This is a genomic window from Edaphovirga cremea, from assembly GCF_003332275.1.
Lineage (GTDB): Bacteria > Pseudomonadota > Gammaproteobacteria > Enterobacterales > Enterobacteriaceae > Edaphovirga > Edaphovirga cremea.
Genome location: NZ_QOVA01000001.1, coordinates 66,979 through 92,269 on the forward strand (window position 1 = coordinate 66,979; position 25,291 = coordinate 92,269).

Genomic DNA, 25,291 nt, shown 5'->3' on the forward strand with positions numbered 1-25,291 from the left:
GTATGGACTAAATCGACTTCGATTTCGCCTGCGCCATCATTCTTGGATAGAATTGCCAGAAAAGGGTTTCAAATTGATGATAGTTACGCTCTATATCCGTAAAAGAGCCTGCCAGCGCATAAAGCCGCGGGCGGCGATTCGCCATGCCCTGTAACACATTGGCGATAAACGGCAGCTCGGCATAACGTTCCAGCCAGCGTTCGGGCCACATATAGGCGTTGAGATTCTGAAACCGTTCCGGGGTTTGTGCCAGTTGCGGCACGATAAGTCGCTGCGCGCGATTGATGAATGCGACCAATGTTTCTGCTGGCTCAATGCGTTGCCAGTGGCGGGCCAGAAAATGATCCCATAATACATCCAGCGTGATGGGTGATACGCGACGGTATTCGTCACTGAAATATTGTCGTGCCAGTTTGACTTCGGGGAGAGAGTCGGTCAAGGCATCTACCCGGCGGTGCATCATGATGCCGTCTGCAACGATCGGGCTGTAATGGTTACGTGGGTTTCCCCGAACAAAATCGGCCAGCAGATTTCCCAACAAGGAGCTTTCGGCCAATTGAGCCAGATGGAGGTGTGCGAGAAAATTCATCGACAAAGTATATACAAATCTTTTTGCAAATACCTTATTTCTTGCAGCCAAAGGCCGCTAGCCCTAGACTAGGCCGCCTGTTTTTATCAACCCCGGAATGCATGTTGGTCTGGGCCTATGTCTATAAGTGGAAAGCTATGCGCGTTGCCGATTTTTCGTTTGAACTCCCAGAGTCTTTAATTGCCCGCTACCCGCAACCTCAACGTAGCGGATGCCGTCTGTTGTCGCTGGATGGGCCAACGGGAGCGCTGACGCACGGCATTTTCACCGACCTGCTGGATCGGCTGGAGGCGGGCGATCTGCTGGTGTTCAATAACACCCGGGTGATCCCGGCACGTCTGTTTGGCCGCAAGGCGAGCGGCGGCAAGCTGGAGGTATTGGTTGAACGCGTACTGGATGACCATCGCGTTCTGGCGCATGTCCGCGCGTCGAAGTCACCAAAACCGGGTACAGAGCTGCTGTTGGGTGATGACGAAAGCATTTCGGCCACTATGCTGGAACGCCACGATACCCTGTTTGAGCTGCGCTTTAACGACGACCGTGATGTTTTCACCCTGCTGAATGCAGTCGGGCATATGCCATTACCGCCTTATATTGATCGCCCGGATGATGATGCCGATCGTGAGTTATATCAGACGGTATACAGCGAAAAACCAGGCGCCGTTGCTGCGCCGACCGCCGGGTTGCACTTTGATGAACCGTTGCTGGCTGCGCTGAGAGAGAAGGGCGTGGAAATGGCGTTTGTCACGTTGCACGTTGGGGCTGGAACTTTTCAACCGGTGCGGGTCGAAAGCATTGAAGATCACATCATGCATGCCGAATATGCGGAGGTTCCGCAAGAAGTGGTCGATGCGGTACTGGCCTGTAAGGCGCGGGGCAAACGTGTTATTGCGGTAGGCACTACGTCGGTTCGCTCGCTGGAAAGTGCGGCTCAGGCCTGCGAGAGTGGGCTTATTGCGCCGTTCTTTGGTGATACGCGGATTTTTATTTATCCCGGCTATCAGTATCAGGTTATTGATGCGTTGATTACCAATTTTCACCTGCCGGAATCTACGTTGATTATGCTGGTCTCGGCATTTGCCGGTTATCCGCAAACCATGAATGCCTATCATCAGGCCGTGGCCGAGCAGTATCGATTTTTCAGTTATGGCGATGCAATGTTCATCAGCCGTAACCCGCTGGCACCGCAACAGGCGGTTGGCCAGTAATTCCCGGGCTGGACATTATTCCGGTCCCTGTTTTCCGGGCGTTCAACGTTTCGGAGTTAACCTCGTTAGACTGTTTCTCTGACGCTGGAGGCAATGTGAAGTACGAATTACTGCAAACTGATGGCCGCGCGCGTCGTGGTCGTCTAGTCTTCGATCGTGGCGTAGTGGAAACCCCGGCTTTCATGCCTGTGGGCACCTACGGCACGGTAAAAGGCATGACGCCAGAAGAAGTAAAGGAGACCGGTGCACAGATTTTGCTGGGCAATACGTTCCACCTTTGGCTGCGTCCTGGTCAGGAAATCATGAAGCTGCACGGTGATTTGCACGACTTCATGCAGTGGCACGGCCCGATATTGACCGACTCCGGCGGCTTCCAAGTTTTCAGCCTGGGCGCAATGCGCAAGATTAAGGAAGAGGGTGTTCACTTCCGTAACCCAATCAATGGCGATCCGGTTTTCCTCAGTCCCGAGAAGTCGATGGAAATCCAGTACGACCTGGGTTCTGATATCGTGATGATTTTTGACGAATGTACGCCATACCCAGCCGATTGGGATTATGCCAAGCGTTCGATGGAGATGTCGTTGCGTTGGGCAGCACGCAGCCGTCAGCGTTTTGATGAGCTGAATAACAAAAATGCGCTTTTTGGTATCATTCAGGGCGGTGTTTACGAAGATTTACGAGATGTCTCAGTAAAAGGACTGGTGGATATCGGCTTTGATGGTTACGCTGTTGGCGGTTTGGCTGTCGGTGAGCCAAAGGAAGACATGCACCGTATTCTGGAGCACGTCTGTCCGCAGATCCCTGAAGGGAAGCCGCGTTACTTGATGGGTGTGGGTAAACCAGAAGATCTGGTGGAAGGCGTGCGTCGTGGAATTGATATGTTTGACTGCGTGATGCCGACCCGTAATGCCCGCAACGGTCACCTTTTTGTGACTGACGGTGTGGTGAAAATCCGTAATGCCAAGCATAAAGATGACACTTCTACCCTGGATGAACATTGTGATTGCTACACATGTCGCAATTACAGCCGTGCCTACTTGCATCATCTCGATCGTTGCAACGAAATATTGGGCGCGAGATTGAACACTATTCATAACCTGCGTTATTACCAGCGTTTGATGGCGGGTTTACGGCAGGCTATAGAAGAAGGTAAATTAGAGCAGTTCGTAACAGATTTCTACCAACGGATAGATAAACCGGTTCCACCTTTAAACGCTTGATTTCATACAACTGAATTTGATAACAATGAGGGAATTTAAATGAGTCTTTTCATTTCCGATGCCGTGGCATCTGCAGGGGCCCCAGCTCAAGGAAGTCCGTACTCTCTGGTAATTATGCTGGTGGTATTTGGTCTGATTTTTTACTTTATGATCCTGCGCCCACAGCAAAAGCGTGCCAAAGATCATAAAAAGCTGATGGACTCTATCGGCAAGGGTGATGAAGTTCTGACCACTGGTGGTCTGATTGGTCGCGTAACCAAAGTAGCAGAAACTGGCTATATCGTTATTGCGCTCAACGAGACGACAGAAGTGATGATTAAACGTGACTTTGTTGCTGCCGTTCTGCCGAAAGGTTCGATGAAAGCTCTGTAATTTTGATTTTTCCCGAAGGGAACTACCGTGTTAAACCGTTATCCTTTGTGGAAGTATCTGATGCTGATCGTTGTGATCTTCATCGGTCTGCTATATGCACTTCCCAACCTGTATGGTGAGGATCCGGCTGTTCAAATCACTGGCGCGCGGGGAACCGACGCCAGTGTTGCAACACTGGATCAAGTCAAAGATGTATTAGATCAGGAAAAGATTGCGAGCAAATCCATCGCGCTTGAGAACGGTGCGATCCTTGCTCGCTTTAGAGACACTGACGTTCAGTTGCGGGCGCGTGAAGCGCTGACGACGGCAATGGGCGATAAGTACGTTATCGCGCTCAACCTTGCGCCAGCTACCCCACGTTGGTTAAGCATGCTGGGTGCCGAGCCGATGAAGCTTGGGCTGGATCTGCGTGGTGGCGTTCACTTCCTGATGGAAGTCGACATGCAAACCGCGTTGGGCAAGCTGCAAGAGCAGACGATGGATTCTCTGCGCAGCGATCTGCGTGAAAAAAATATTCCATACGCTACCGTGCGTAAGCTGGAAAATCAGGGTGTTGAGGTTCGTTTCCGCGATGCCGATACCCGTGATAGTGCCATCAGCTACCTGACCTCGCGCCATCGCGATCTGGTTCTCAGTGCGACAGGTGATAACGCATTGAAAGCCGTTATGACCGATGCCCGCCTGAGTGAAGCACGTGAATACGCCGTTCAGCAAAACATCAATATTCTGCGTAACCGTGTGAACCAATTAGGGGTTGCCGAGCCGCTGGTACAGCGTCAAGGTGCCGACCGTATTGTTGTTGAACTGCCGGGTATCCAGGATACGGCGCGTGCCAAAGAGATTCTTGGTGCGACTGCGACGCTGGAATTCCGTATGGTCAACAGCAACGTTGATGAAACCGCCGCAGCCACTGGCCGCGTGCCGGGCGACAGCGAAGTCAAGAATATGCGTGATGGCCGTCCGGTCGTCTTGTTCAAACGCGTAATCCTGACCGGTGATCATATTACCGACTCGACTTCCAGCACCGACGAATATAACCAACCCCAGGTAAATATTTCGCTCGACAGCGCTGGGGGCAATGCCATGTCCAACTTCACCAAAGACAACATCGGCAAGCTGATGGCGACTCTGTTTGTGGAGTATAAGGACAGCGGTAAAAAAGATGCCAATGGCCGTTCCATTCTGGTGAAACAAGAAGAAGTCATCAACGTCGCGACCATTCAGTCCCGCCTTGGCAACAGCTTCCGTATTACCGGGATCAACGATCCGAACGAAGCTCGTCAGCTCTCACTGCTGCTGCGTGCTGGTGCCTTGATCGCGCCGATTCAGATTGTTGAAGAGCGGACCATCGGTCCAACGCTGGGTATGCAGAACATTACCCAGGGTCTGGAAGCCTGCTTGTGGGGTCTGGTCGCATCAATTGTCTTTATGGTGGTTTACTACCGTAAGTTCGGTGTGATTGCTACAACGGCGCTGATCGCCAACCTGGTATTGATTGTCGGTGTTATGTCATTGTTGCCGGGTGCCACGCTGACGATGCCAGGGATTGCGGGTATCGTGTTAACCCTTGCGGTCGCGGTGGATGCCAACGTACTGATAAACGAGCGTATAAAAGAAGAGCTGAGGAACGGGCGATCCGTTCAGCAGGCGATTCATGAAGGATATAAAGGCGCGTTTTCAAGTATCGTGGATGCGAACGTCACGACGCTGATCACGGCTATTATCCTGTACGCGGTAGGTACCGGTTCGATTAAAGGTTTTGCTATTACCACCGCTATCGGGGTAGCAACTTCCATGTTTACGTCGATCGTCGGTACTCGTGCCATCGTCAACCTGCTTTACGGCGGCAAGCGCATTAACAAGCTGTCTATCTGAGGAGTGCGTTGTGGCACAGGATTATACTGTTGAACAATTGAACTATGGCCGTAAAGTCTATGACTTTATGCGCTGGGATTACGTCGCCTTCGGTGTTTCGTTGGCTCTGTTGATCGCCTCGTTGGTGGTGATGTCGACCCGTGGCTTCAACTGGGGTCTCGATTTCACCGGTGGTACGGTGATTGAGATCAGCCTTGAGGAACCGGCCAATCTCGATGCGATGCGCAGTACCCTGGAAAAGGCTGGTTTCGCCGATCCCGTGGTACAGAACTTTGGCAGCAGCCGCGATGTGATGGTGCGTATGCCACCGGCAACCGGCCAGGCGGGTCAGGAACTGGGCAATAAAGTCATTAGCCTGATTAATGCTGAAATCGACAAAAGCGCGACGGTTAAACGTATCGAGTTTGTCGGACCGAGCGTCGGCAGTGATTTGGCGCAGGCCGGGGGGATGGCGCTGTTGGTCGCGCTCATCAGTATCCTGATCTACGTCGGTTTGCGGTTTGAATGGCGACTGGCGCTCGGTGCGGTTATCGCATTGGCGCATGACGTGGTCATCACCATGGGCGTGCTATCGCTGTTCCATATTGAGATTGATTTAACCATTATCGCCTCGTTGATGTCGGTTATTGGTTACTCGCTCAATGACAGCATCGTGGTATCTGACCGTATTCGTGAGAACTTCCGCAAGATCCGTCGCGGTACGCCTTATGAAATCATGAACGTGTCACTGACCCAGACGCTAAGCCGTACCATCATGACCTCGGCGACCACGCTGATGGTTGTATTGATGCTCTATATCTTTGGTGGTGCGATGCTGGAAGGCTTCTCATTGACCATGCTGATTGGTGTGTCTATCGGTACCGTGTCCTCTATCTACGTCGCCTCCGCGCTGGCGTTGAAACTGGGCATGAAACGCGAACACATGCTGCAGCAGAAAGTGGAAAAAGAGGGCGCCGATCAGCCTTCGATTCTGCCGTAATCTGTACAATGAAGGCGTAATGAAAAGCCCCGCAAGGGGCTTTTTTTATGGCGGGAAATCAGTTCATTACCGGGGATGACGCCGTTGCGGAGTCTGTGCTTGCTGACACTGGCACCACGTGATGCAGGCGAATAAAACCCAGTTGCTCTGGCGTCAAACCGCTGAAACGCAATTCAATGGTCTCCTCGGTTTTAGGCAGCAGGGATGTGCTGACGCTGATCGGTTGGGAAAGCATATCGATAGTCAACGGTTTCCCTGTAGCGGGATCGACTTCACCCCAATCTACGGTAGCGGTAAACGCTGGCAGTTGGGCTTGCGACAGCGCGCGAATGTGCAGCAATGCCTGTGTACCATTGGCCTCTGGTGAGATATGGCTTAAAGAAATACTCAGTTCACCAATGCTGGTTTTCAGCCTGGCGCCACTATTGGCTGCGGGCAACAGATAGACACCCTGATCGGACATTCTGTTAAGCGAACTCTGCTGTTCCAGTGCCGAAGCCTGGTTAGTGAGTGATTGCAATTTTTGGTTGAGTTGGCCGACTTCCGACTTGAGTTGCGGTATTTCCGGATTTTGTGCGCATGCAGTGAGCAGCGCCAATACCGAAAGTAAGCTGATTTTACGATAACTGATTGTCATGGCGGCGATTTCCTTTTCTATGTTTCTCCCTTCCAGCTTAGCCGTGATGACATTGAAAGTCATGTGATTCGCCGGAATGTTGCCCGTTAATGCGTGCTGGCTTAAGGCTTCCGTTAACAATTCCTCGCCAGCCTTTGTTGTCGTGCAACTTCGCGGTAAACTGTTATTCAGTTTAAGAATACTTATCAGGAAACTCCATGCATTGTCCATTTTGTGCCGCTGTTGATACCAAAGTGATCGATTCACGCCTGGTGGGTGATGGATCTCAAGTGCGCCGCCGACGCCAATGTCTGGTTTGTAACGAACGTTTCACCACGTTTGAAATCGCTGAATTGGTGATGCCGCGCGTGATCAAGAGTAATGGCGTCCGCGAACCGTTCAACGAAGACAAACTGCGTAGCGGAATGCTCAAGGCGTTGGAGAAACGTCCGGTCAGCTCTGATGATGTTGAAATGGCGATCAGCCATATCAAAACCCAACTGCGGGCGACGGGCGAACGCGAAGTGCCTGCCGAGTTTATCGGTAATCTGGTGATGGACGCGTTGAAAGCGCTGGATAAAGTGGCCTATATCCGTTTTGCCTCGGTATATCGCAGTTTTGAAGATATCCGTGAGTTCGGCGAAGAGATCGCCCGTTTGCAGGATTAAGGATATGTATGCACCACGATGAATTCTTTCTGGCCCGCGCGTTTGCCCTGGCGCGGTTAGGACGCTTTACCACGACGCCGAATCCCAATGTGGGCTGTGTATTGGTGCGCGAGGGTGAGATTGTTGGCGAAGGTTATCATCTTCGTGCCGGAGAACCTCATGCGGAAGTGCATGCGCTACGCATGGCGGGCGAAAAAGCCAAGGGAGCGACGGCTTACGTCACACTTGAACCTTGCAGTCACCATGGCCGCACTCCGCCTTGCTGCGATGCACTCGTGGCGGCGGGCGTGACCCGGGTTGTGGCTGCGATGCAGGATCCCAATCCGCAAGTGGCGGGGCGCGGGCTTTATCGCTTGCAGCAGGCCGGTATTGACGTCAAACACGGTGTGATGCTGGCCGAAGCCGAAGCGGCCAATCCTGGTTTCCTTAAAAGGATGCGCACCGGTTTTCCTTATGTTCAGGTAAAATTAGGCGCGTCGCTGGATGGGCGTACTGCCATGGCCAGCGGTGAAAGCCAATGGATCACATCGAAGCAGTCACGTCAGGATGTGCAGCGTTTCCGCGCTGAAAGCTCCGCGATTCTCAGCACCAGCAGCACCGTTTTGGCGGATGACCCGTCGTTGACCGTGCGTTGGGATGAACTGGATGAACGAACCCAGTCGGCTTATCCGCAGGTAAATCTACGCCAGCCACTGCGAATTGTTATCGACAGTAAAAATCGCGTTACACCACAGCATCGAATTATCTCGCAGCCAGGAAATACCTTGTTGGCACGATTGCAGGCTGACGATGTGATCTGGCCTGAGTCTGTTGAACAATGGCAAGTGCCTGGGCGTGATGGCCAGGTGGATCTGGTTTTATTGATGATGCAATTGGCGAAACGCCAAATCAATTCGATCTGGGTAGAGGCGGGAGCCAAACTGGCTGGCGCGTTGCTGCAGGCTGGATTGGTGGATGAACTGATAGTGTATATGTCGCCGAAACTGCTGGGTGATAACGCCCGCGGCCTATGCACATTGCCTGGTCTGACAGCCTTGGCGGATGCGCCGCAGTTGGCATTTACCGACGTCCGTCAGGTAGGCCCTGATCTGCGTTTACGATTAAAACCGATTGCCTAGATGTAAACTGACTGCCGCGAGAGTCAGCCAGGAAACCGTTTGCCTGTTGCACTTTACGAAAACCTCCTGCGCAGGAAACGAAAGAATATGATAGAATCCGCCCCCCTACGGGGTATTGAACCCATATTGAAGGAAACCGTATGAATGTTATCGAAGGTGTTGTTGCGACCCCTGACGCACGTGTGGCGATTGCAATTGCTCGTTTTAATAATTTCATCAACGACAGCCTGTTATCTGGCGCAATTGATGCGTTAAAGCGTATTGGTCAGGTTGCTGACGACAATATCACCGTGGTGTGGGTACCGGGTGCCTATGAACTGCCGCTGGCAGTCCGCGCTCTGGCAACTACCAAGAAATACGACGCTGTTATCGCGTTGGGTACGGTGATCCGTGGGGGAACCGCACACTTCGAATATGTGGCTGGCGAATGTAGCTCTGGCCTGTCAAGCGTTGCCATGAGCAGCGAAATCCCGGTGGCCTTCGGTGTTCTGACAACCGAAAGCATCGAACAGGCTATTGAACGCGCTGGCACCAAAGCGGGTAATAAAGGGGCTGAAGCCGCCCTGACCGCACTTGAAATGATCAATGTTATCAAGGCCATCAAGGCCTGAATTTAGTTTAAGGGGATTTCCGTGAAACCTGCTGCTCGTCGCCGCGCTCGTGAGTGTGCTGTTCAAGCGCTTTACTCTTGGCAGTTGTCTAAAAATGACATCGCCGATGTTGAATTACAGTTCCTGACCGAGCAGGACGTCAAAGATGTCGACGTAGCCTATTTCCGCGAATTGCTGACTGGCGTGGCAACCAATGCTGCCAGCCTGGATGCAATCATGGCACCTGTCCTGTCCCGCCAGCTTGAAGAACTGGGTCAGGTCGAAAGAGCCGTTCTGCGTATTGCGCTGTTTGAGCTCAGCAAGCGTCAGGATGTTCCCTACAAAGTGGCTATCAACGAAGCTATCGAACTGGCTAAAACCTTCGGTGCGGAAGACAGCCATAAATTCGTCAATGGCGTGCTGGATAAAGTGGCACCGACCCTGCGAAAAACTAAATAACACGCTATACCCGTCATACTTCAATTTGCAGGTGCGTTAACCGCGCCCGTTCACCCCAGTCACATAGTCATCTATGCTCCTGGGGACTCACGGGCTTGTCGCCTTCCTGCAATTTGAATTATTTAGGGTATACATATATGTTGAAGACACGGGCTGTCCTACAATTACAGCAGTCTGTTACGTTGAGCGACAACGTTCACACAACACTTTCAACATGTCAAAGGCCGGTTATCCGGCCTTTATCTTTTTTCGTCTCACTTTTTGGAATTGTACTATGGCATGTGGCGAATTTGACCTGATTGCCCGTTATTTCGATCGGTTTAAACGTACCCGTCTGGATGTACAGTTAGGAATTGGGGATGACTGCGCGTTGCTGACGGTGGCTGAAAACCAGGTGTTGGCAATCAGCACGGATACCCTGGTTGAGGGCATCCATTTTCTCAAGACGATCGATCCTGCGGATCTGGCCTACAAAGCGCTCGCGGTGAATTTAAGCGATCTTGCGGCAATGGGCGCCGATCCGGCCTGGCTTTCCCTGGCGTTGACGTTACCAAAAGTTGATGAACCCTGGTTGAAGGCATTCAGCGACAGCCTGTTTGAACACCTGAATTATTACGGTATGCAGTTGATCGGCGGCGATACCACGCGTGGCCCTTTAAGCATGACTCTGACCATTCATGGTCTGGTGCCAGCCGGGCGTGCCTTGACGCGTTCAGGTGCACGGGTTGGTGACTGGATCTATGTCACAGGCACGCTGGGCGATAGCGCGGCGGGTCTGGCGATTTTGCAGGACCGTTTGCATGTAGAAAATGAAACCGATCGGCAAGCTTTGATCCATCGCCATCTGCGCCCCTATCCGCGGATATTGCAAGGTCAGGGACTGCGCGATTTGGCCAGTTCAGCGATCGATATTTCTGACGGTCTTATCTCCGATCTTGGGCATATCCTCAAGGCCAGCGAATGCGGTGCCAGAATCGACCTTAATGCGCTCCCTTACTCGCATTGGATGAGTAATAACGTTGAGGCGGATCAGGCACTGAAGTGGGCACTTACTGGCGGTGAAGATTATGAGTTGTGTTTCACGGTACCGGAAATAAATCGCGGCGCGCTGGACGTATCCCTCGGGCATTTGGGGGCAGAATTCACCTGCATCGGCCAGGTTGGCCCCTCATCGGAAGGCGTACAGTTCTTCCGCTCGGGTGAACCGGTGGAATTGGATTGGCGTGGATTCGATCACTTTTCGGCGGGAGGCTGAGCATGAGTTCAATGAACAAGAAGCGCCCGATAAGTACGGAAGAGCAGGATCTGGATGCTGCGCTCAATGCAATGGACGTCGCGAAAAAACGTCTGAATATGCGCAATCCCTGGCATTTGCTGGCAACCGGTTTTGGTAGTGGCCTGTTTCCTTTCGGGCCGGGCACGGCCGGTTCTATCGCAGCGATTCCCTTCTGGATCCTGTTGACCTTTCTGCCATGGCAGGTCTATTCGCTGGTGGTGATGTTCAGCATCTGCATCGGTGTCTATATTTGCCATCAGACCGCGAAAGACATGGGTGTTCACGACCATGGCAGTATCGTCTGGGATGAGTTCGTGGGCATGTGGATCACCCTGATGGCGCTGCCGGTGAATGATTGGCGATGGGTACTTGCAGGGTTTGTGGTGTTCCGCATTCTGGATATCTGGAAACCGTGGCCGATTCGTTGGTTCGACAGAAATGTGCATGGCGGCATGGGCATTATGGTGGATGATATTGTTGCGGGGGTTTTCTCTGCGGGAATTATCTACCTGATCGGGCATCACTGGCCCTTCGCCCTGTTCTGATTGTCAGCAGGCGGGGTGTATATCCCGCCTGTATATTCCTCTTTACTGTACGTCTGTCAGCCGCTATTTAAAACCAACGACAGGGTGCGGTTTATACGCGCTTTCCAGCTCAGCTATCTCTTCGATTTTCAGCTCAATATCCAGCGCGGCAACGGCATCAACGAGATGTTCTGCGCGTGATGCGCCAATAATCGGCGCGGTGACGGCCGGTTTATGCAGCAACCAGGCCAGCGCGATTTGTGCGCGGGGAACGTCGTGATCTTCCGCCAGTGCAGCGACCCGTTCAGCAATATGCCCGTCGGCTTCTTCCGTTTGGTTGTAAAGCGTTTTACCAAACTCATCGGACACAGAACGGGCAGTGGTTTCCCCCCACGGACGGGTCAGACGACCACGCGCCAGTGGACTCCAGGGTAGCACGGCGATGTTTTCCTGTTCGCAAAGCGGATGCATTTCATTCTCTTCTTCGCGCTGAATCAGGTTGTACTGATCCTGCATCGAAACAAATTCTGCCCAGCCATTTTGCCGTGATATATCCAGCGCCTGGCGAAATTGGGCCGCATGCATTGAGGATGCGCCGATGTATCGGGCCTTGCCGGATTTCACCACGTCATTCAGCGCTTCAAGCGTCTCTTCAATGGGGGTGTTGTAGTCCCAGCGATGGATTTGCAGCAGATCAACATACTCCATTCCTAGCCGGTTCAGGCTGTCGTCAATGGACTGCAAAATCTGTTTACGTGACAAACCTTCGCTCAGATTATGCGTCTTATGGAAAACCTTGGTGGCTACGATCACCTCATCACGGCGGGCGTAGTCACGCAATGCACGGCCGACAATTTCTTCGCTGCTGCCATCGGAGTAGCTGTTGGCGGTGTCAAAAAAGTTAATGCCTGATTCAATTGCCTGTTTGATCAACGGGCGGCTGCTCTCTTCCGGTAGTGTCCACGCATGGTTGCCACGGCTGGGCTCGCCGTAAGTCATACAACCGAGACAGATGCGGGAAACGTTCAGATCCGTTTTTCCGAGTAGGGTAAATTTCATTTTTTTCTCCTTCGGTGATTAAAACAGTTCAGTGATTAAGAAAGAATGCCAAAAAGCGATCTTTTAACTTTAGTGTGTCTATAGGGTTATAGCGACAGCGATAGGGATTATGCCCTCCTCCAGAACAGGAGGAGGGAGAACGGATCAAGCTAACCACGCCTCGATCTGGCGTTGAATACCTGCGGCATCAAGACCGAGATCGCTGCGAATCTCTTCCTGCGAACCCTGCGGAATAAAGTGGTCAGGAAGGCCGATATTCAAAACCGGGGCCAACTGACGTTTTGCCATCAGCAGTTCATTCACACCGCTGCCTGCGCCGCCCATAATGGCGTTCTCTTCAATCGTGACCAGCACTTCATGACTGGCCGCCATTTCCAGAACCAACTCTTCATCCAGAGGTTTCACGAAACGCATATCGACCAGCGTAGCGTTGAGTTGTTCAGCAGCCTGTTGGGCTTCGGCAAACAGAGTACCGAAATTCAGGATCGCCACTTTTTCACCTTCACGACGAACGATGCCTTTACCGATAGGCAGCGACTCTAAAGGCTCGCAGGTTACCCCCGTACCGTTACCGCGCGGATAGCGGACAGCGGACGGCCCCAGATTATAGTGATAACCGGTATGCAGCATCAGACGGCATTCATTTTCATCGCTTGGCGTCATGATGACCATATTGGGAATCGTGCGCATGAATGAAAGATCGAAAGCACCCTGATGCGTCTGTCCATCCGCGCCAACAATGCCTCCGCGATCGATAGCAAACAGGACGGGCAGATTTTGGATCGCCACATCATGAATCAATTGATCATAGGCGCGCTGCAGGAACGTTGAATAGATCGCCACGACAGGTTTATAGCCGCCGATCGCCAGTCCCGCAGCGAACGTCACCGCATGCTGCTCGGCGATGGCGACATCAAAATATTGTTTCGGATATTCACGCGAAAACCGCACCATGCCCGAGCCTTCACGCATGGCTGGGGTTACGGCCATTAATTTGCTGTCTTTTGCCGCTGTTTCGCACAACCAGTCGCCAAAGATCTTGGAGTAGGTGGGCAACCCCCCTGCGCTCTTTGGCAGAGTCCCGGAGGCGGGATCAAATTTGGGTACCGCGTGCCAACTGATCGGATCCTGTTCAGCCGGGGCATATCCTTTGCCCTTTTTGGTCATGATATGCAGCAGTTGAGGACCTTTCAGGTCGCGCATGTTTCTCAGCGTCTGCGTGAGTGCCTGCACATCATGGCCGTCGACCGGACCGATATAGTTGAATCCAAGCTCTTCGAACAGCGTTCCGGGAACAACCATCCCTTTCAAATGCTCTTCGGTACGGCGGATCAGCTCTTTGATTGGCGGTATGCCAGAGAGGACTTTCTTGCCCCCTTCACGCAGTCGCGAATAGAGTTTGCCGGACAGCAGTTGCGCCAGATGATTATTGAGCGCCCCCACGTTCTCAGAGATCGACATTTCATTGTCGTTGAGTACCACCAGCATGTCGGAATTGATATCACCCGCGTGATTCATCGCCTCAAACGCCATACCGGCAGTAATAGCACCGTCACCAATCACACACACCGTGCGGCGGCCTTTACCTTCGCGCTCAGCGGCGACGGCCATACCCAGGCCCGCACTGATCGACGTGGAGGAGTGGCCCACGGACAACACGTCAAACTCGCTTTCACCACGCCATGGGAAGGGATGCAGCCCATTTTTCTGGCGAATGGTGGAGATGCGGTCACGGCGGCCCGTCAGGATTTTGTGCGGGTAAGCCTGATGGCCGACATCCCACACCACGCGATCAAAAGGCGTGTTATAGACGAAGTGCAGGGCGACAGTCAGTTCAACGGTACCCAACCCGGAAGCAAAGTGCCCGCTGGATTGGCTCACGCTGTCCAGCAGGTACTGTCGCAATTCATCACAAAGCTTGGGTAAGCTCTCTTTCGGCAATATACGGAGATCTTCCGGATTCTCCACCAGTGCCAGTGTCGGGTATTTGGCTATATCAAGACTCATCAGATGCTCATATCAGAGGTTTAACGATCATCATTAGTTATCGCGTTCAATAATGAAGCTGGCTAACGCCTGGAGTGGCGCCGTGTTATAAGATTGTTCAGCTAACAGGGTGAGCGCAGCTAATGCTTCCTGATAAAGATCCCACGCCTTTGCCTGCGCGCTGTCAAGTCCCAATAGGGCAGGGTAGGTACTCTTACCGTGTTGCTGGTCTGCTCCCTGACGTTTGCCGATGGTCGCTGTGTCACCGATCACATCCAGAATATCGTCCTGTACCTGGAAGGCCAGGCCAATCGCCTCGGCATAGCGATCGAGCAGCGGCAATGCCTTGCGTCCGTTCTCCCCGGCGGCGAATGCCCCCAATCGCACAGCGGCGCGGATCAATGCGCCCGTTTTGTGGCGGTGGAGTTGCTCAAGCTGGGCCAGGCTGATCGGCTTTCCTTCAGCGGCGAGATCAAGTGCCTGCCCGCCGCACATACCAAACACACCGCTGGCCGTTGCCAACTCAGAAATCATGCTCAGGCGATCTTTCATTGCCACATCGGGCATCGGCGCATCAGCGATAATAGAAAAGGCCAGCGTCTGCAATGCATCACCCGCCAGAATTGCACTGGCTTCGCCAAATTTAATGTGACAGGTGGGTTGTCCGCGACGCAGGTCGTCGTCGTCCATGGCGGGCAGATCGTCATGAATGAGGGAATAGGCATGAATACACTCAACGGCTGCCGCAGGTGCATCAAGATTATCCAGGGAAACACCAAACATCTCACCTGTAGCATAGACCAGATAGGGACGAAGGCGTTTTCCGCCTAACAGTGCGCCGTGTCGCATCGCACTCACCAACTGGGTCTCGTTGAAAGGCAATGTATCGAGATAACCTGTCAGTGCGCCATCAACCCGCTGCTGATGCACACGCAGCATGTCAGGAAAATCAATGGCATTGGCCTGCGGATCGAATTCAGCCATAAAATATTACTCAGCTTCCTGTGTAAAGGGTGCCAAAGGGGCGTCGTTGTCACTGTCCAGCAAGATTTGTACGCGTTGCTCTGCTTGCTGCAACTTTTGTTGCCCCTGACGAGCCAGTTTCACGCCGCGCTCAAATTCATTCAGGGCGTCGTCCAGTGGCAATTCCCCGGATTCAAGTCGGGAAACAATCTGTTCGAGTTCACTCAGTGCCGTCTCGAAATTGGCAGGTGGTACCGCTTTTTTTGGCATATTCTTTTTTCAACATCGTAGGTTAAGCACCGCAACCCGTTTCTGGCTGCCCCTTCCCCTAACAGGCGGATGGGAGGATTTCGTGGCGCATGGATGTGGTTTTACGCGCAGAACACCCAGGTATGGTGATATACTCCGCGCCTTGGATGTTATTGGTAAAGGCCGTTTCAGTCACGCAGCCTTTACCAATAACATGATTTTAGATCCATATTCATTCACTTACGACCCACTCCACACCAGACAATAAAAGACCGCCATGAAGTTTATCATTAAATTGTTCCCGGAAATCACCATCAAGAGTCAATCAGTGCGTTTGCGCTTTATAAAGATTCTTACAACTAACATTCGCAACGTCCTGAAAGATTATGATGAAACACTGGCGGTTGTCCGTCACTGGGATCACATTGAAGTCCGTGCCAAAGATGAAAATCAGCGTGAACCCCTCTGTGACGCCTTGACCCGTATTCCGGGTATCCATCATGTCCTTGAGGTTGAAGACCGCAGCTACACAGATTTACACGATATTTTTGAGCAGACGCTGGTCGCCTATCGCGATCAGGTCGAAGGCAAAACATTCTGTGTGCGGGTTAAGCGCCGGGGCAAGCATGCATTCTCTTCCGGCGAAGTCGAACGCTATGTCGGCGGTGGCTTGAACCAGCACATTGAGAGCGCCCGCGTGAACCTGACGCATCCTCAAGTGACCGTGAAACTGGAAGTCAACGACGACAAGCTTGTACTGATTAAAGCCCGTTATGAAGGTCTTGGCGGTTTCCCGATTGGTACGCAGGAAGACGTTATGTCTTTGATCTCCGGCGGTTTTGACTCGGGCGTTTCCAGCTACATGCTGATGCGTAGAGGGTGCCGGGTTCATTATTGCTTCTTCAATCTCGGCGGCTCGGCCCATGAGATTGGCGTCAAGCAGGTTGCCCACTATCTGTGGAACCGTTTTGGCAGCTCCCATCGCGTCCGCTTCGTCGCCATCGATTTCGAGCCGGTAGTCGGCGAAATTCTGGAGAAAATCGAAGACGGTCAAATGGGTGTGGTACTGAAACGAATGATGGTGCGCGCGGCTTCGCAAGTTGCGGAACGCTATGGTGTGCAGGCGATTGTTACCGGCGAAGCGCTGGGGCAGGTCTCCAGCCAGACGCTGACCAATTTGCGGCTGATTGATAATGCCAGCGATACATTGATCCTTCGCCCACTGATTTCTCACGATAAAGAGCACATTATTAATTTGGCCCGGCAGATCGGTACCGAGGATTTTGCCAAGACCATGCCGGAATACTGTGGTGTGATCTCTAAAAGCCCGACCGTAAAAGCGGTCAAGGCCAAGATCGAAGCTGAAGAGAGTATGTTTGACTTCGAGATTCTCCAGCGGGTGATTAACGAAGCGAAGAATGTCGATATTCGTGAAATTGCCGAGCAGACGCGCGAGCAAGTGGTTGAAGTAGAAACTGTTGCCGAATTTGCGCCAACCGACGTACTGCTGGATATCCGCGCACCGGATGAGCAAGACGAAAAACCGCTGAAAATGGAACAGGTCGAAATTAAACCTTTACCATTCTATAAATTGAGCACGCAATTTGGCGATCTCGATCAGAGTAAAACCTATCTGCTTTACTGTGAGCGTGGCGTAATGAGCCGTTTACAAGCGCTGTATCTGCGTGAGCAAGGCTTCAACAACGTCAAAGTTTACCGTCCGTAACTTCTGGGCAAGGCAGAGAGCATTTCCAAATAGAGACAGTCCTGGAAAAAGACTGGTTCTAGAAAAGGAATAGTTCTAGAAAAAGAATGGCTCTGCCTGGCTTAATCCATCTATCCTTCAGTTCCACACGGTAAAACCAACTGTCTGGCCACTTCTTCTGCTTTCTCACTGCTGGTTAAAAGCGCAATCAGTTTCAAGGCAAATTCCATGGATGTGCCCGGTCCCTGACTGGTCAATAAATTGACGCTGGCATCAAACACCACGCGATCCTTTTGCCAGCGGTCTTGCGGGATTTTATCTTTAAGGCCAGGAAATCCGGTCAGGCGGGCAGTGGGATAGAGTTGGTGATGCATCAAAACCAGCGCGGGTGCGGCGCAAATAGCAGCCACCAGCGTTGCCGCTTGCTCCCGCTGGCGGAGGGTTTCAATGAGCAAAGGCGTATCGCGAAAACGTTCTGCGCCTTTCAACCCACCGGGCAAAACAATGGCGTCAAAGGAATCATTGGCAACCTGTGCGAACGTTGTATCTGCCAGCAGATGTACGCCACGCGAGCAGACTATTTCCCGCGTGCCAGCATCATCAACGCTGGCGGTGGTGACCGCAATCCCCGCGCGGACCAGGAGATCTATGGTGGTTACTGCCTCGATCTCTTCACTACCAGGTGCCAGGCATACCAGAACTGACACGTTCATATTCATTCTCCTTTCGCTTGATCATTTCGAATAAGCGACTGTTCTCAGGAAGTAGCAGTCCATGGCTGCGGGCACGGCGCAGCAGGAAACCGGTGATATAGTCGATTTCGGTATGACGTTGGGTGCGGATATCTTGCAGCATTGAGGACGTATTGGCCTGCGTACTGTCGATGACTTCGCAAACATAATTCATCAGTGATTCCGTTGAAGTGTGATACCCCTCCATCGTCATAACCTGGGCAACTTCGCTGCAAATGGTCTCGATCTGCAGAGGATATGCCCGCAAATTGCCATTGCTGCAATTGTAGATCGCCGTGAGCGGATTGATGACGCAGTTAACGGCCAGCTTCTTCCAACTGGCAGAATGGATATGGTTATGCCAGGCCACATCGGGCAACGCCTTATGCAGCACTTCTGCCAGATAACTGACCGAACTGCCACGCGCGGATGTCGGTCCAATATGGGTTGTTCCGCTGGCGACATGGACAATTGTGTTGCCTTCATGACGCGCCGCGTGGGTGGTGACGCCTTGCAGAATCGGGAAGTCGTTCAGTGGCAGTTCATCCTGCGTTCCCATACCATTATGCAGCAGCAAAATGGCACAATCAGGATTCAGTAATGGCATTAATGCAGCGACTGCACCGGAAACCTGCCAGGCTTTCAACGTGACCAACAGCAGTTCACTTTTGGCAAGATGTTCTGGATCGTTGGTGGGCATATTGCGGTTGAACGATTCGCCGTTTAACGAGATGACATTTACAGAGCAAAAGGGTTGCGGCACGCGCAGCCAGCCCTGTACGTCATGTCCCTGCTGGTAAAGGGCCGAAATCCAAAGTTGTCCGAGTGCGCCACAACCAAGAACGGTTATTATCATCATTTCTCCCTTGGCTCTTTGGCGTTGCTCTTACAGATATAGAGATAATCGCTGATATTGAGATAATTATAGTATAGACATTTCTGTCATCGCTTAGTGGGCAAGTATGCAGCCAGACCTCGCTGTAAACCAGATGTCGACCACGCTATTTTGTTTCATGCCACGAAACGGTTATCATATTGGGTATTATTGATATGTGGGAGAGCCCCAATGCCATCTTTCGACATTGTTTCAGAAATTGATATGCAAGAAGTGCGAAATGCGGTGGATAATGCCACCCGTGAGCTGGGAACCCGTTGGGATTTTCGCAATATCCCGGCCAGTTTTGAGCTGAATGAAAAAAATGAGAGCATCAAAATCGCCAGCGAATCTGATTTTCAGGTCAAACAACTGGTTGATATCATTCGTGAAAAATTGGCGAAGCGCGGTATTGAGGGAGCAGCGCTGGATATTCCGGAAGAGATGGAACATAGCGGTAAAACCTACAGCGTCGAGGCTAAACTGCAGCAAGGCATTGAGCCTGCCGTGGCCAAAAAGATCATCAAGCTGATTAAAGACAGCAAGCTGAAAGTGCAGGCGCAAGTTCAGGGGGAGCAGGTTCGCGTAACCGGTAAAGCCCGTGATGATTTGCAAGGCGTGATGGCGCTGATTCGTGGTGCGGAGCTGGGACAACCTTTCCAGTTCAACAACTTCCGTGACTGATCGCTAACTCGTGAACATCCAGCAAAAAGGCGTCGAGTGCAAACTGACGCCTTTTTTTCTGTTTATGAAAGTCGGTTTATGAAAGCCGGACTTGTAGCTCAGACGGCATTTACCAATTGTTCCAGGGCTTTCCGGTTGGTTACTTTGGTGTCCACTTTTACGTACGCACTGCGCTCTTCTGGCACCACAATCGCTTCCGCTACGCCGGGTTGGGCCTTTAGGCGCGCTTCCAATGCCGAATCTTTCACCGCCAATTCGGACAGCGTAATCCTCAGGCTGCTGACATAAGGCGGTTCCTGCATCGTGGAACTCACGGTAAACCATACTGCTGCAAGCGCCGCGCAGACGATAAAGACTGCGCCTGCCCCAGCGAACCCGTATAACCAACCACCCAGGCTTCCGCCAATCGCGACACCGATGAACTGGCTGGTGGAGTAGACTCCCATCGCGGTGCCTTTATATCCGGCGGGGGATTCTTTACTGATCAGTGAAGGCAGAATCGCTTCCATCACGTTAAAGGCCAGGAAAAAAAGTTGGATGCCCGCCACGATAATCCAGAAACTGTGGCCGCCAGCGGACCAGAGCACAATTTCCGCCACGAAGAGTACGGCGACACAGCCCATGAAAACCTGCTTCATACGGCGTTTCTTCTCGGCATAGATAATAAAGGGAATGACCGCCGCGAAGGAGACCAGCATGGTGATCAAATAGACTTTCCAGTGTTCGCTGGGTGGGAAACCAGCCTGTTCCATTACTTGCGGCAATACGACAAAACTCGACATCAACAAGATGTGCAGACACATAATGCCGAAGTTCAGCTTCAGTAATTTGGCATTGTTCAGCACCTTGGTGAAGCTTCCCTTCACCATACTCGATTCGCGGTTCAGAACATGATTTGAGGCGGAAGGAACTACCGCCAGCGTGATGCCAATACCGCATAGAGCGAGAATGGCAATCATCCAGAACAGCGCATGCAGACCCAACGCATGCGTAATGATCGGCCCAAGAACCATGGCGATGGCAAAAGTGACGCCGAAGCTGATGCCGATGAAAGCCATCGCTTTCGTCCGGTTTTGCTCGCGGGTCAGATCAGAAAGAAGCGCCATGACAGCGGCGGCGATCGCCCCCGAGCCTTGTAATGCGCGGCCGATGATCACCCCCCAGATGGAGTCCGTCACTGCCGCGATCACACTGCCCAGTGCAAAAATCAACAAACCGAATACGATAAGTGGCTTACGTCCGATGCGATCCGAGATTAAACCAAAAGGAATCTGGAATAGGGCCTGCGATAAGCCATAAATACCGATGGCGATACCAATCAGGGCTTCACTGGCACCTGAAAGCGCCATGCCGTAGGTGGTCAGAACGGGCAATACCATAAACATGCCAAGCATGCGTAAAGAGAAAACCGTCCCTAGTCCCCACGTCGCCCGCCTCTCCTGCGGGGTCATTTGGTTATCGTTCATTACCACCTCAAAATGACAAACTGCGACATTGTAGTGCGGTTCGCGCATCAGGGTAAATTGCTTGTTGTTTAGCAGATATTACCGACGAATGGCGTGATGCAACAGCAATGTGTATTGGTTTTGCGAATGACTCAGGCAAATAAGAAAATATGCGGTTGAAAGCAGGCAGGGGAGGGGATAAAAAAAGTGAAGTGTCTGGCAAGTTGAATGCCAGTTCACTTCACTTCCAATAGTGTAAATCGCGTTACCAAACGTAGGTCAGCAGCGAGCCTGTTACCGGTACGTTGAAATCGACGGACATCATCACGCTTAATGAGGTGATGGCGACGATGGAGAAAACAAACAGTTTTCTTGCCCAGACGCGATCGTTGTCGGTCTTGTAGCCGCGCAGAGCCATACCCAACCACCAGACGCTGACCGCAGCGGCAACCACCAGGTATTTGTAACCTGCATAACCGCCGAGTGTCAGCATCAGTGTGGCCACCATAAACGCCAGGATATAAAGCGTGATATGGTTTTTGGCAACGGAGATGCCTTTCACCACAGGCAGCACGGGTATATTCGCAGCCTGATAATCCTTAAAACGGAAGATCGCGATGGCATACGAATGCGGCATTTGCCACAGACTGAAAATCGACAGCAGAATCAGTGCACCCGCATCGAATTCGTTGGTCACGGCACAATAACCGATAACGGGCGGCGCTGCGCCTGACAGGCTACCAATCAAGGTACCGTAGACTGAATGACGCTTCATGTAGAGGCTATAAACCCCGACATAAATGACGAAACCCATCACTGCCAGCCACATGGCCAACGCATTCGCTGCTACATAAAGCAGCGCGCCGCCTGCAAGACCCAGTATTGATGCATAAACCAGAGTGGTTTTCGGCGCAATGAGTCCTCTAACGAGGGCCCGGTTCTTCGTTCTCTCCATTTTCTTGTCGATGTCGCGGTCAATAAAGTTGTTAAAGACACAACCTGAGGCGACAACCAACGAGACACCGATGAGGGTGGCGAGAAAGAGGGGATAGTCGATGCTTCCTTTGGAAGCAAGGAGGAACCCCCCGACGACAGAAATTAAATTACCGAAAATAATTCCTGGCTTGGTTACTTGCAGGTATTGCTTAATCATCTCGCGCAGCTCGGCTCTTTAATGGACCATCATATTGATGTTGAGGTTGTACATAATCCAAAGTGAGCCCACAACAACGATAAGAATAATCATAACGGTGAACAGAAATGCCACCAGGTTCCAGCGTTCTTCCGACGACGAGTTCATGTGCAGGAAGTACACCAGATGTACGACGATTTGAACGACAGCGCAAGCTAGCACAACGCCGAGAATGGCCGCCTGGGAAGCTCCGCCGTTCATGACCATCGTAAACGGGATTACCGTCAGGATGATAGACAGCACGAAGCCAATCAAATAAGTTTTCAGGCTGCCGTGGCTTGCCCCGCCTTGCCCTGTAGGTGCATGACTCATTACATCGCCCCCATCAGATAAACTACGGTGAATACACAGATCCAGACAACGTCAAGGAAGTGCCAGAACAGGCTCAGGCACATCAGGCGGGTGCGGTTCACCGGAGTGATACCGCGACGGCTGACCTGAATCATCATTACCAGAATCCACACCAGACCGGTCGTTACGTGCAGACCGTGTGTACCCACCAGCGCAAAGAATCCCGACAGGAAACCACTGCGTGACGGGCCGTAACCTTCCACGATCAAATGATGGAACTCATAAACTTCCATGCTCACAAATCCGAGACCGAACAGGAAGGTCAGGAACAACCAACGATTCACCGCACCGATATTGCCTTTGTACATGCCGAGCATCGCCATGCCGTAGGTAATACTACTGAACAGCAGGAAGAAGGTTTCGACCAGAACGAACGGCAGTTCGAAAATGTCTTTACCTGCGGGACCGCCAGCGGTCCCGTGCACCAGGACTGCATAGGTTGCGAAAAGGCTCGCAAACAAAATACAGTCGCTCATCAGGTAGATCCAGAAGCCAAAGACTTTGGTATCCCCTGCATCGTGGTGCCCATGCTCAGCATGGGCCGCGTTGTGGGTAGTCAGAGTATCAGTTGACATGTTTCACGCCTGCCTTACTAATTTGTTCATAGTGTTGGGCTTCAATACGCTCGATTTCTTCAACCGGCACATAGTAGTCAACATCTTCGTCAAAGCTTTTGGCGATCCAGGTAATGATCATTCCGAGGAAGCTGACGATGGCCAACCACCAGATATCCCAGATCATTGCGAAGCCAAAGAACAGACTGAACGCTGCAATGATGACACCCGCACCGGAGTTTTTCGGCATGTGGATGGGTTCGTATTTCGCCGGACGTTTGTACGCTTCGCCTTTCTCTTTCATGTCCCAGAATGCATCACGGTCATGAATTTCAGGAACGATGGCGAAGTTGTAGAACGGCGGTGGAGAGGACGTTGACCACTCCAGAGTACGGGCACCCCACGGGTCACCGGTCAGATCGCGGTTTTGGTCGCGGTCACGCACGGAGATGAAGATCTGAATCAGTTGGCACAGAATACCGCAAGCGATCAGCGCAGCACCGCCAGCGGCAACCAGCAGCAGCGTGTGGAATTCTGGGTTGATGTCCTGGCTGATACGACGTGTCATACCCATAAAGCCGAGAACATACAGCGGCATAAATGCAATGAAGAAGCCGATAATCCAGAACCAGAATGCGCGGATCCCCCATTTTTCGTTCAGCGTGAAGCCGAACGCTTTCGGGAACCAGTAAGTCAGGCCAGCGAAGCAACCGAACACCACACCACCGATAATGACGTTATGGAAGTGGGCGATCAGGAACAAACTGTTGTGCAGAACGAAGTCAGCACCCGGCACGGCCAGCAGAACGCCGGTCATCCCACCGATAGAGAAGGTGACGATGAAGCCTACGGTCCACAGCATTGCCGAGTTGAACTGGATACGTCCCTGATACATGGTGAACAGCCAGTTGAATATTTTCACCCCGGTTGGGATGGAAATAATCATGGTCGCGATACCAAAGAACGCATTGACGTTCGCGCCAGACCCCATCGTAAAGAAGTGGTGCAGCCAAACGATAAATGACAGAACGGTAATCGCGATGGTTGCCCATACCAGCGAGGTATAGCCAAACAGACGTTTTTTCGAGAAAGTTGCAGTAACTTCCGAGAACACCCCAAATACGGGCAGAACCAGAATATACACCTCTGGGTGACCCCAGGCCCAAATCAGGTTGATGTACATCATCATGTTGCCGCCCATATCATTGGTAAAGAAATGGGTGCCCAGATAGCGATCCAGGGTCAGCAGCGCGACGGTGACGGTCAGAATTGGGAAAGCGGCGATAATCAGTACGTTGGTGCACAGTGCGGCCCAGGTAAAGACCGGCATTTTCATCATCGGCATTCCTGGCGCACGCATCTTGAGGATGGTCGCGAAGAAGTTTACCCCGGTGAGAAGGGTACCTATACCTGAGATCTGCACGCTCCATATCCAGTAGTCGACCCCGACCCCCGGACTGAATTCCTTGCCTGACAGTGGTGGATACGCCAGCCAACCCGTCTGCGCAAATTCACCGACCCCCAGGGAGATGTTGATTAACACCACGCTGACGGCGAAGAACCAGAAACTCAGGGAGTTCAGGAAAGGGAAGGCAACGTCACGAGCACCGATCTGCAACGGAACTACGATATTCATCAAGCCGATCACGAAAGGCATCGCCATAAAGAAGATCATAATCACGCCGTGGGCAGTGAAGATCTGATCGTAGTGATGAGGGGGCAGGAAACCCGCCTCACCCGCTGAGGCCAGCGCCTGTTGACTACGCATCATGATGGCGTCGGCAAAGCCGCGCAACAACATGACGATAGCAACGATGATGTACATGATACCAATACGTTTATGGTCAACGGTGGTTAACCATTCGCTCCACAAATAATTCCATTTACCGAAATACGTTATTGCGGAGACAAGTGCCAGACCGCCAACGATAATTGCAGCAATGGTGACCATGATAATCGGCTCATGGTACGGAACCGCATCAAGTGTTAGTTTTCCGAACATCT

26 protein-coding genes are annotated in these 25,291 nt (G+C 52.1%); 13 read left to right on the plus strand and 13 right to left on the minus strand.

Translation table 11 applies throughout. The features are described from left to right. Positions 1–7 precede the first annotated feature (7 nt). Positions 8–589: an acyl carrier protein phosphodiesterase gene (locus tag DRI82_RS00295; RefSeq protein ID WP_114191525.1), complete on the minus strand. Its 582-nt coding sequence runs from the start codon at positions 587–589 to the stop codon at positions 8–10. A 137-nt stretch (positions 590–726) separates the two neighbouring features. Between DRI82_RS00295 and queA the strand changes: the two genes are divergently transcribed. From queA to secF, 5 genes are all read left to right on the plus strand, one after another. After that, complete coding sequence (queA, locus tag DRI82_RS00300) at positions 727–1,797, plus strand: tRNA preQ1(34) S-adenosylmethionine ribosyltransferase-isomerase QueA (RefSeq protein WP_114191987.1); 1,071 nt, start codon at positions 727–729, stop codon at positions 1,795–1,797. Positions 1,798–1,892: 95 nt separating this feature from the next. Then, positions 1,893–3,017 carry a tRNA guanosine(34) transglycosylase Tgt gene (gene tgt / locus DRI82_RS00305; RefSeq protein ID WP_114191526.1) on the plus strand — a complete coding sequence of 375 codons (1,125 nt, stop codon included), beginning with the start codon at positions 1,893–1,895 and terminating at the stop codon, positions 3,015–3,017. A gap of 39 nt (positions 3,018–3,056) precedes the next feature. After that, positions 3,057–3,389, plus strand: a complete 333-nt coding sequence (gene yajC, locus DRI82_RS00310; protein WP_114191527.1) for a preprotein translocase subunit YajC — start codon at positions 3,057–3,059, stop codon at positions 3,387–3,389. A 27-nt stretch (positions 3,390–3,416) separates the two neighbouring features. Next, on the plus strand, positions 3,417–5,264 hold the full coding sequence (secD, locus tag DRI82_RS00315) for a protein translocase subunit SecD (protein ID WP_114191528.1): 1,848 nt from the start codon (positions 3,417–3,419) through the stop codon (positions 5,262–5,264). Between the two features lie 10 nt (positions 5,265–5,274). Beyond that, positions 5,275–6,243, plus strand: a complete 969-nt coding sequence (secF, locus tag DRI82_RS00320; RefSeq protein WP_114191529.1) for a protein translocase subunit SecF — start codon at positions 5,275–5,277, stop codon at positions 6,241–6,243. A 58-nt stretch (positions 6,244–6,301) separates the two neighbouring features. On the opposite strand, the gene DRI82_RS00325 is transcribed toward secF, so the two are convergent. Then, positions 6,302–6,880 (minus strand): SadB/YajI family lipoprotein, encoded by a 579-nt coding sequence (locus DRI82_RS00325; RefSeq protein ID WP_114191530.1) that lies wholly within the window; start codon positions 6,878–6,880, stop codon positions 6,302–6,304. 197 nt (positions 6,881–7,077) lie between these two features. Between DRI82_RS00325 and nrdR the strand changes: the two genes are divergently transcribed. The 6 genes from nrdR to pgpA all read left to right on the plus strand — a co-directional run bounded on the left by nrdR (position 7,078) and on the right by pgpA (position 11,515). After that, on the plus strand, positions 7,078–7,527 hold the full coding sequence (gene nrdR, locus DRI82_RS00330; RefSeq protein ID WP_114191531.1) for a transcriptional regulator NrdR: 450 nt from the start codon (positions 7,078–7,080) through the stop codon (positions 7,525–7,527). 8 nt (positions 7,528–7,535) lie between these two features. Next, complete coding sequence (gene ribD, locus DRI82_RS00335; protein WP_114191532.1) at positions 7,536–8,645, plus strand: bifunctional diaminohydroxyphosphoribosylaminopyrimidine deaminase/5-amino-6-(5-phosphoribosylamino)uracil reductase RibD; 1,110 nt, start codon at positions 7,536–7,538, stop codon at positions 8,643–8,645. A 140-nt stretch (positions 8,646–8,785) separates the two neighbouring features. Next, on the plus strand, positions 8,786–9,256 hold the full coding sequence (ribH, locus tag DRI82_RS00340; protein WP_114191533.1) for a 6,7-dimethyl-8-ribityllumazine synthase: 471 nt from the start codon (positions 8,786–8,788) through the stop codon (positions 9,254–9,256). Positions 9,257–9,277: 21 nt separating this feature from the next. Beyond that, on the plus strand, positions 9,278–9,694 hold the full coding sequence (nusB, locus tag DRI82_RS00345; RefSeq protein WP_114191534.1) for a transcription antitermination factor NusB: 417 nt from the start codon (positions 9,278–9,280) through the stop codon (positions 9,692–9,694). A 274-nt stretch (positions 9,695–9,968) separates the two neighbouring features. Beyond that, positions 9,969–10,949 (plus strand): thiamine-phosphate kinase, encoded by a 981-nt coding sequence (gene thiL / locus DRI82_RS00350; RefSeq protein WP_114191535.1) that lies wholly within the window; start codon positions 9,969–9,971, stop codon positions 10,947–10,949. A gap of 71 nt (positions 10,950–11,020) precedes the next feature. Next, positions 11,021–11,515: a phosphatidylglycerophosphatase A gene (pgpA, locus tag DRI82_RS00355; protein ID WP_114191988.1), complete on the plus strand. Its 495-nt coding sequence runs from the start codon at positions 11,021–11,023 to the stop codon at positions 11,513–11,515. Positions 11,516–11,578: 63 nt separating this feature from the next. Here the strand turns inward: pgpA and DRI82_RS00360 are convergent, their stop codons facing one another. From DRI82_RS00360 to xseB, 4 genes are all read right to left on the minus strand, one after another. Further along, positions 11,579–12,553, minus strand: a complete 975-nt coding sequence (locus tag DRI82_RS00360; protein WP_114191536.1) for an aldo/keto reductase — start codon at positions 12,551–12,553, stop codon at positions 11,579–11,581. Positions 12,554–12,697: 144 nt separating this feature from the next. Beyond that, complete coding sequence (gene dxs, locus DRI82_RS00365) at positions 12,698–14,560, minus strand: 1-deoxy-D-xylulose-5-phosphate synthase (protein ID WP_114191537.1); 1,863 nt, start codon at positions 14,558–14,560, stop codon at positions 12,698–12,700. 33 nt (positions 14,561–14,593) lie between these two features. Next, positions 14,594–15,523 carry a (2E,6E)-farnesyl diphosphate synthase gene (gene ispA, locus DRI82_RS00370; protein WP_114191538.1) on the minus strand — a complete coding sequence of 310 codons (930 nt, stop codon included), beginning with the start codon at positions 15,521–15,523 and terminating at the stop codon, positions 14,594–14,596. Positions 15,524–15,529: 6 nt separating this feature from the next. Further along, on the minus strand, positions 15,530–15,772 hold the full coding sequence (gene xseB / locus DRI82_RS00375; RefSeq protein WP_114191539.1) for an exodeoxyribonuclease VII small subunit: 243 nt from the start codon (positions 15,770–15,772) through the stop codon (positions 15,530–15,532). Positions 15,773–16,028: 256 nt separating this feature from the next. On the opposite strand from xseB, the gene thiI reads away from it, so the two are divergent. Beyond that, positions 16,029–17,477, plus strand: a complete 1,449-nt coding sequence (gene thiI, locus DRI82_RS00380; RefSeq protein ID WP_114191540.1) for a tRNA uracil 4-sulfurtransferase ThiI — start codon at positions 16,029–16,031, stop codon at positions 17,475–17,477. A gap of 110 nt (positions 17,478–17,587) precedes the next feature. Here thiI and yajL read toward each other — a convergent pair whose 3' ends face one another. Together yajL and panE are read right to left on the minus strand one after the other, a co-directional pair. Continuing rightward, positions 17,588–18,169, minus strand: coding sequence for a protein deglycase YajL (gene yajL, locus DRI82_RS00385; RefSeq protein WP_114191541.1), 582 nt, complete (start codon positions 18,167–18,169; stop codon positions 17,588–17,590). Then, positions 18,132–19,043, minus strand: a complete 912-nt coding sequence (gene panE, locus DRI82_RS00390) for a 2-dehydropantoate 2-reductase (RefSeq protein ID WP_114191542.1) — start codon at positions 19,041–19,043, stop codon at positions 18,132–18,134. Before panE ends, yajL begins: the two co-directional genes overlap by 38 nt. A 210-nt stretch (positions 19,044–19,253) precedes the next feature. On the opposite strand from panE, the gene DRI82_RS00395 reads away from it, so the two are divergent. Further along, positions 19,254–19,745, plus strand: coding sequence for a YajQ family cyclic di-GMP-binding protein (locus DRI82_RS00395; RefSeq protein ID WP_114191543.1), 492 nt, complete (start codon positions 19,254–19,256; stop codon positions 19,743–19,745). 98 nt (positions 19,746–19,843) lie between these two features. Here the strand turns inward: DRI82_RS00395 and DRI82_RS00400 are convergent, their stop codons facing one another. From DRI82_RS00400 to cyoB, 5 genes are all read right to left on the minus strand, one after another. After that, the gene (locus DRI82_RS00400; RefSeq protein WP_114191989.1) at positions 19,844–21,211 is read right to left on the minus strand and encodes an MFS transporter; all 1,368 of its coding nucleotides are present in this window, start codon (positions 21,209–21,211) and stop codon (positions 19,844–19,846) included. A 244-nt stretch (positions 21,212–21,455) separates the two neighbouring features. Next, positions 21,456–22,343, minus strand: a complete 888-nt coding sequence (gene cyoE / locus DRI82_RS00405; protein WP_114191544.1) for a heme o synthase — start codon at positions 22,341–22,343, stop codon at positions 21,456–21,458. Between the two features lie 18 nt (positions 22,344–22,361). Beyond that, a complete protein-coding gene (locus DRI82_RS00410; protein ID WP_114191545.1) occupies positions 22,362–22,694 on the minus strand; it encodes a cytochrome o ubiquinol oxidase subunit IV in 333 nt (110 codons plus the stop codon). After that, positions 22,694–23,308: a cytochrome o ubiquinol oxidase subunit III gene (locus DRI82_RS00415; RefSeq protein ID WP_114191546.1), complete on the minus strand. Its 615-nt coding sequence runs from the start codon at positions 23,306–23,308 to the stop codon at positions 22,694–22,696. Before DRI82_RS00415 ends, DRI82_RS00410 begins: the two co-directional genes overlap by 1 nt. After that, positions 23,298–25,289, minus strand: coding sequence for a cytochrome o ubiquinol oxidase subunit I (gene cyoB, locus DRI82_RS00420; RefSeq protein WP_114191547.1), 1,992 nt, complete (start codon positions 25,287–25,289; stop codon positions 23,298–23,300). Before cyoB ends, DRI82_RS00415 begins: the two co-directional genes overlap by 11 nt. Positions 25,290–25,291: the final 2 nt, after the last annotated feature.

What these genes read in the sequence shown, in the direction of transcription:
- DRI82_RS00295 (WP_114191525.1), bottom strand. Translation starts at nt 589, where the DNA reads ATGAATTTTCTCGCACACCTCCATCTGGCTCAATTGGCCGAAAGCTCC.
- queA (WP_114191987.1), top strand. Translation starts at nt 727, where the DNA reads ATGCGCGTTGCCGATTTTTCGTTTGAACTCCCAGAGTCTTTAATTGCC.
- yajC (WP_114191527.1), top strand. Translation starts at nt 3,057, where the DNA reads ATGAGTCTTTTCATTTCCGATGCCGTGGCATCTGCAGGGGCCCCAGCT.
- DRI82_RS00325 (WP_114191530.1), bottom strand. Translation starts at nt 6,880, where the DNA reads ATGACAATCAGTTATCGTAAAATCAGCTTACTTTCGGTATTGGCGCTG.
- nrdR (WP_114191531.1), top strand. Translation starts at nt 7,078, where the DNA reads ATGCATTGTCCATTTTGTGCCGCTGTTGATACCAAAGTGATCGATTCA.
- ribD (WP_114191532.1), top strand. Translation starts at nt 7,536, where the DNA reads ATGCACCACGATGAATTCTTTCTGGCCCGCGCGTTTGCCCTGGCGCGG.
- ribH (WP_114191533.1), top strand. Translation starts at nt 8,786, where the DNA reads ATGAATGTTATCGAAGGTGTTGTTGCGACCCCTGACGCACGTGTGGCG.
- thiL (WP_114191535.1), top strand. Translation starts at nt 9,969, where the DNA reads ATGGCATGTGGCGAATTTGACCTGATTGCCCGTTATTTCGATCGGTTT.
- pgpA (WP_114191988.1), top strand. Translation starts at nt 11,021, where the DNA reads ATGGACGTCGCGAAAAAACGTCTGAATATGCGCAATCCCTGGCATTTG.
- DRI82_RS00360 (WP_114191536.1), bottom strand. Translation starts at nt 12,553, where the DNA reads ATGAAATTTACCCTACTCGGAAAAACGGATCTGAACGTTTCCCGCATC.
- dxs (WP_114191537.1), bottom strand. Translation starts at nt 14,560, where the DNA reads ATGAGTCTTGATATAGCCAAATACCCGACACTGGCACTGGTGGAGAAT.
- ispA (WP_114191538.1), bottom strand. Translation starts at nt 15,523, where the DNA reads ATGGCTGAATTCGATCCGCAGGCCAATGCCATTGATTTTCCTGACATG.
- xseB (WP_114191539.1), bottom strand. Translation starts at nt 15,772, where the DNA reads ATGCCAAAAAAAGCGGTACCACCTGCCAATTTCGAGACGGCACTGAGT.
- thiI (WP_114191540.1), top strand. Translation starts at nt 16,029, where the DNA reads ATGAAGTTTATCATTAAATTGTTCCCGGAAATCACCATCAAGAGTCAA.
- yajL (WP_114191541.1), bottom strand. Translation starts at nt 18,169, where the DNA reads ATGAACGTGTCAGTTCTGGTATGCCTGGCACCTGGTAGTGAAGAGATC.
- panE (WP_114191542.1), bottom strand. Translation starts at nt 19,043, where the DNA reads ATGATAATAACCGTTCTTGGTTGTGGCGCACTCGGACAACTTTGGATT.
- DRI82_RS00395 (WP_114191543.1), top strand. Translation starts at nt 19,254, where the DNA reads ATGCCATCTTTCGACATTGTTTCAGAAATTGATATGCAAGAAGTGCGA.
- DRI82_RS00400 (WP_114191989.1), bottom strand. Translation starts at nt 21,211, where the DNA reads ATGAACGATAACCAAATGACCCCGCAGGAGAGGCGGGCGACGTGGGGA.
- cyoE (WP_114191544.1), bottom strand. Translation starts at nt 22,343, where the DNA reads ATGATTAAGCAATACCTGCAAGTAACCAAGCCAGGAATTATTTTCGGT.
- DRI82_RS00410 (WP_114191545.1), bottom strand. Translation starts at nt 22,694, where the DNA reads ATGAGTCATGCACCTACAGGGCAAGGCGGGGCAAGCCACGGCAGCCTG.
- DRI82_RS00415 (WP_114191546.1), bottom strand. Translation starts at nt 23,308, where the DNA reads ATGTCAACTGATACTCTGACTACCCACAACGCGGCCCATGCTGAGCAT.
- cyoB (WP_114191547.1), bottom strand. Translation starts at nt 25,289, where the DNA reads ATGTTCGGAAAACTAACACTTGATGCGGTTCCGTACCATGAGCCGATT.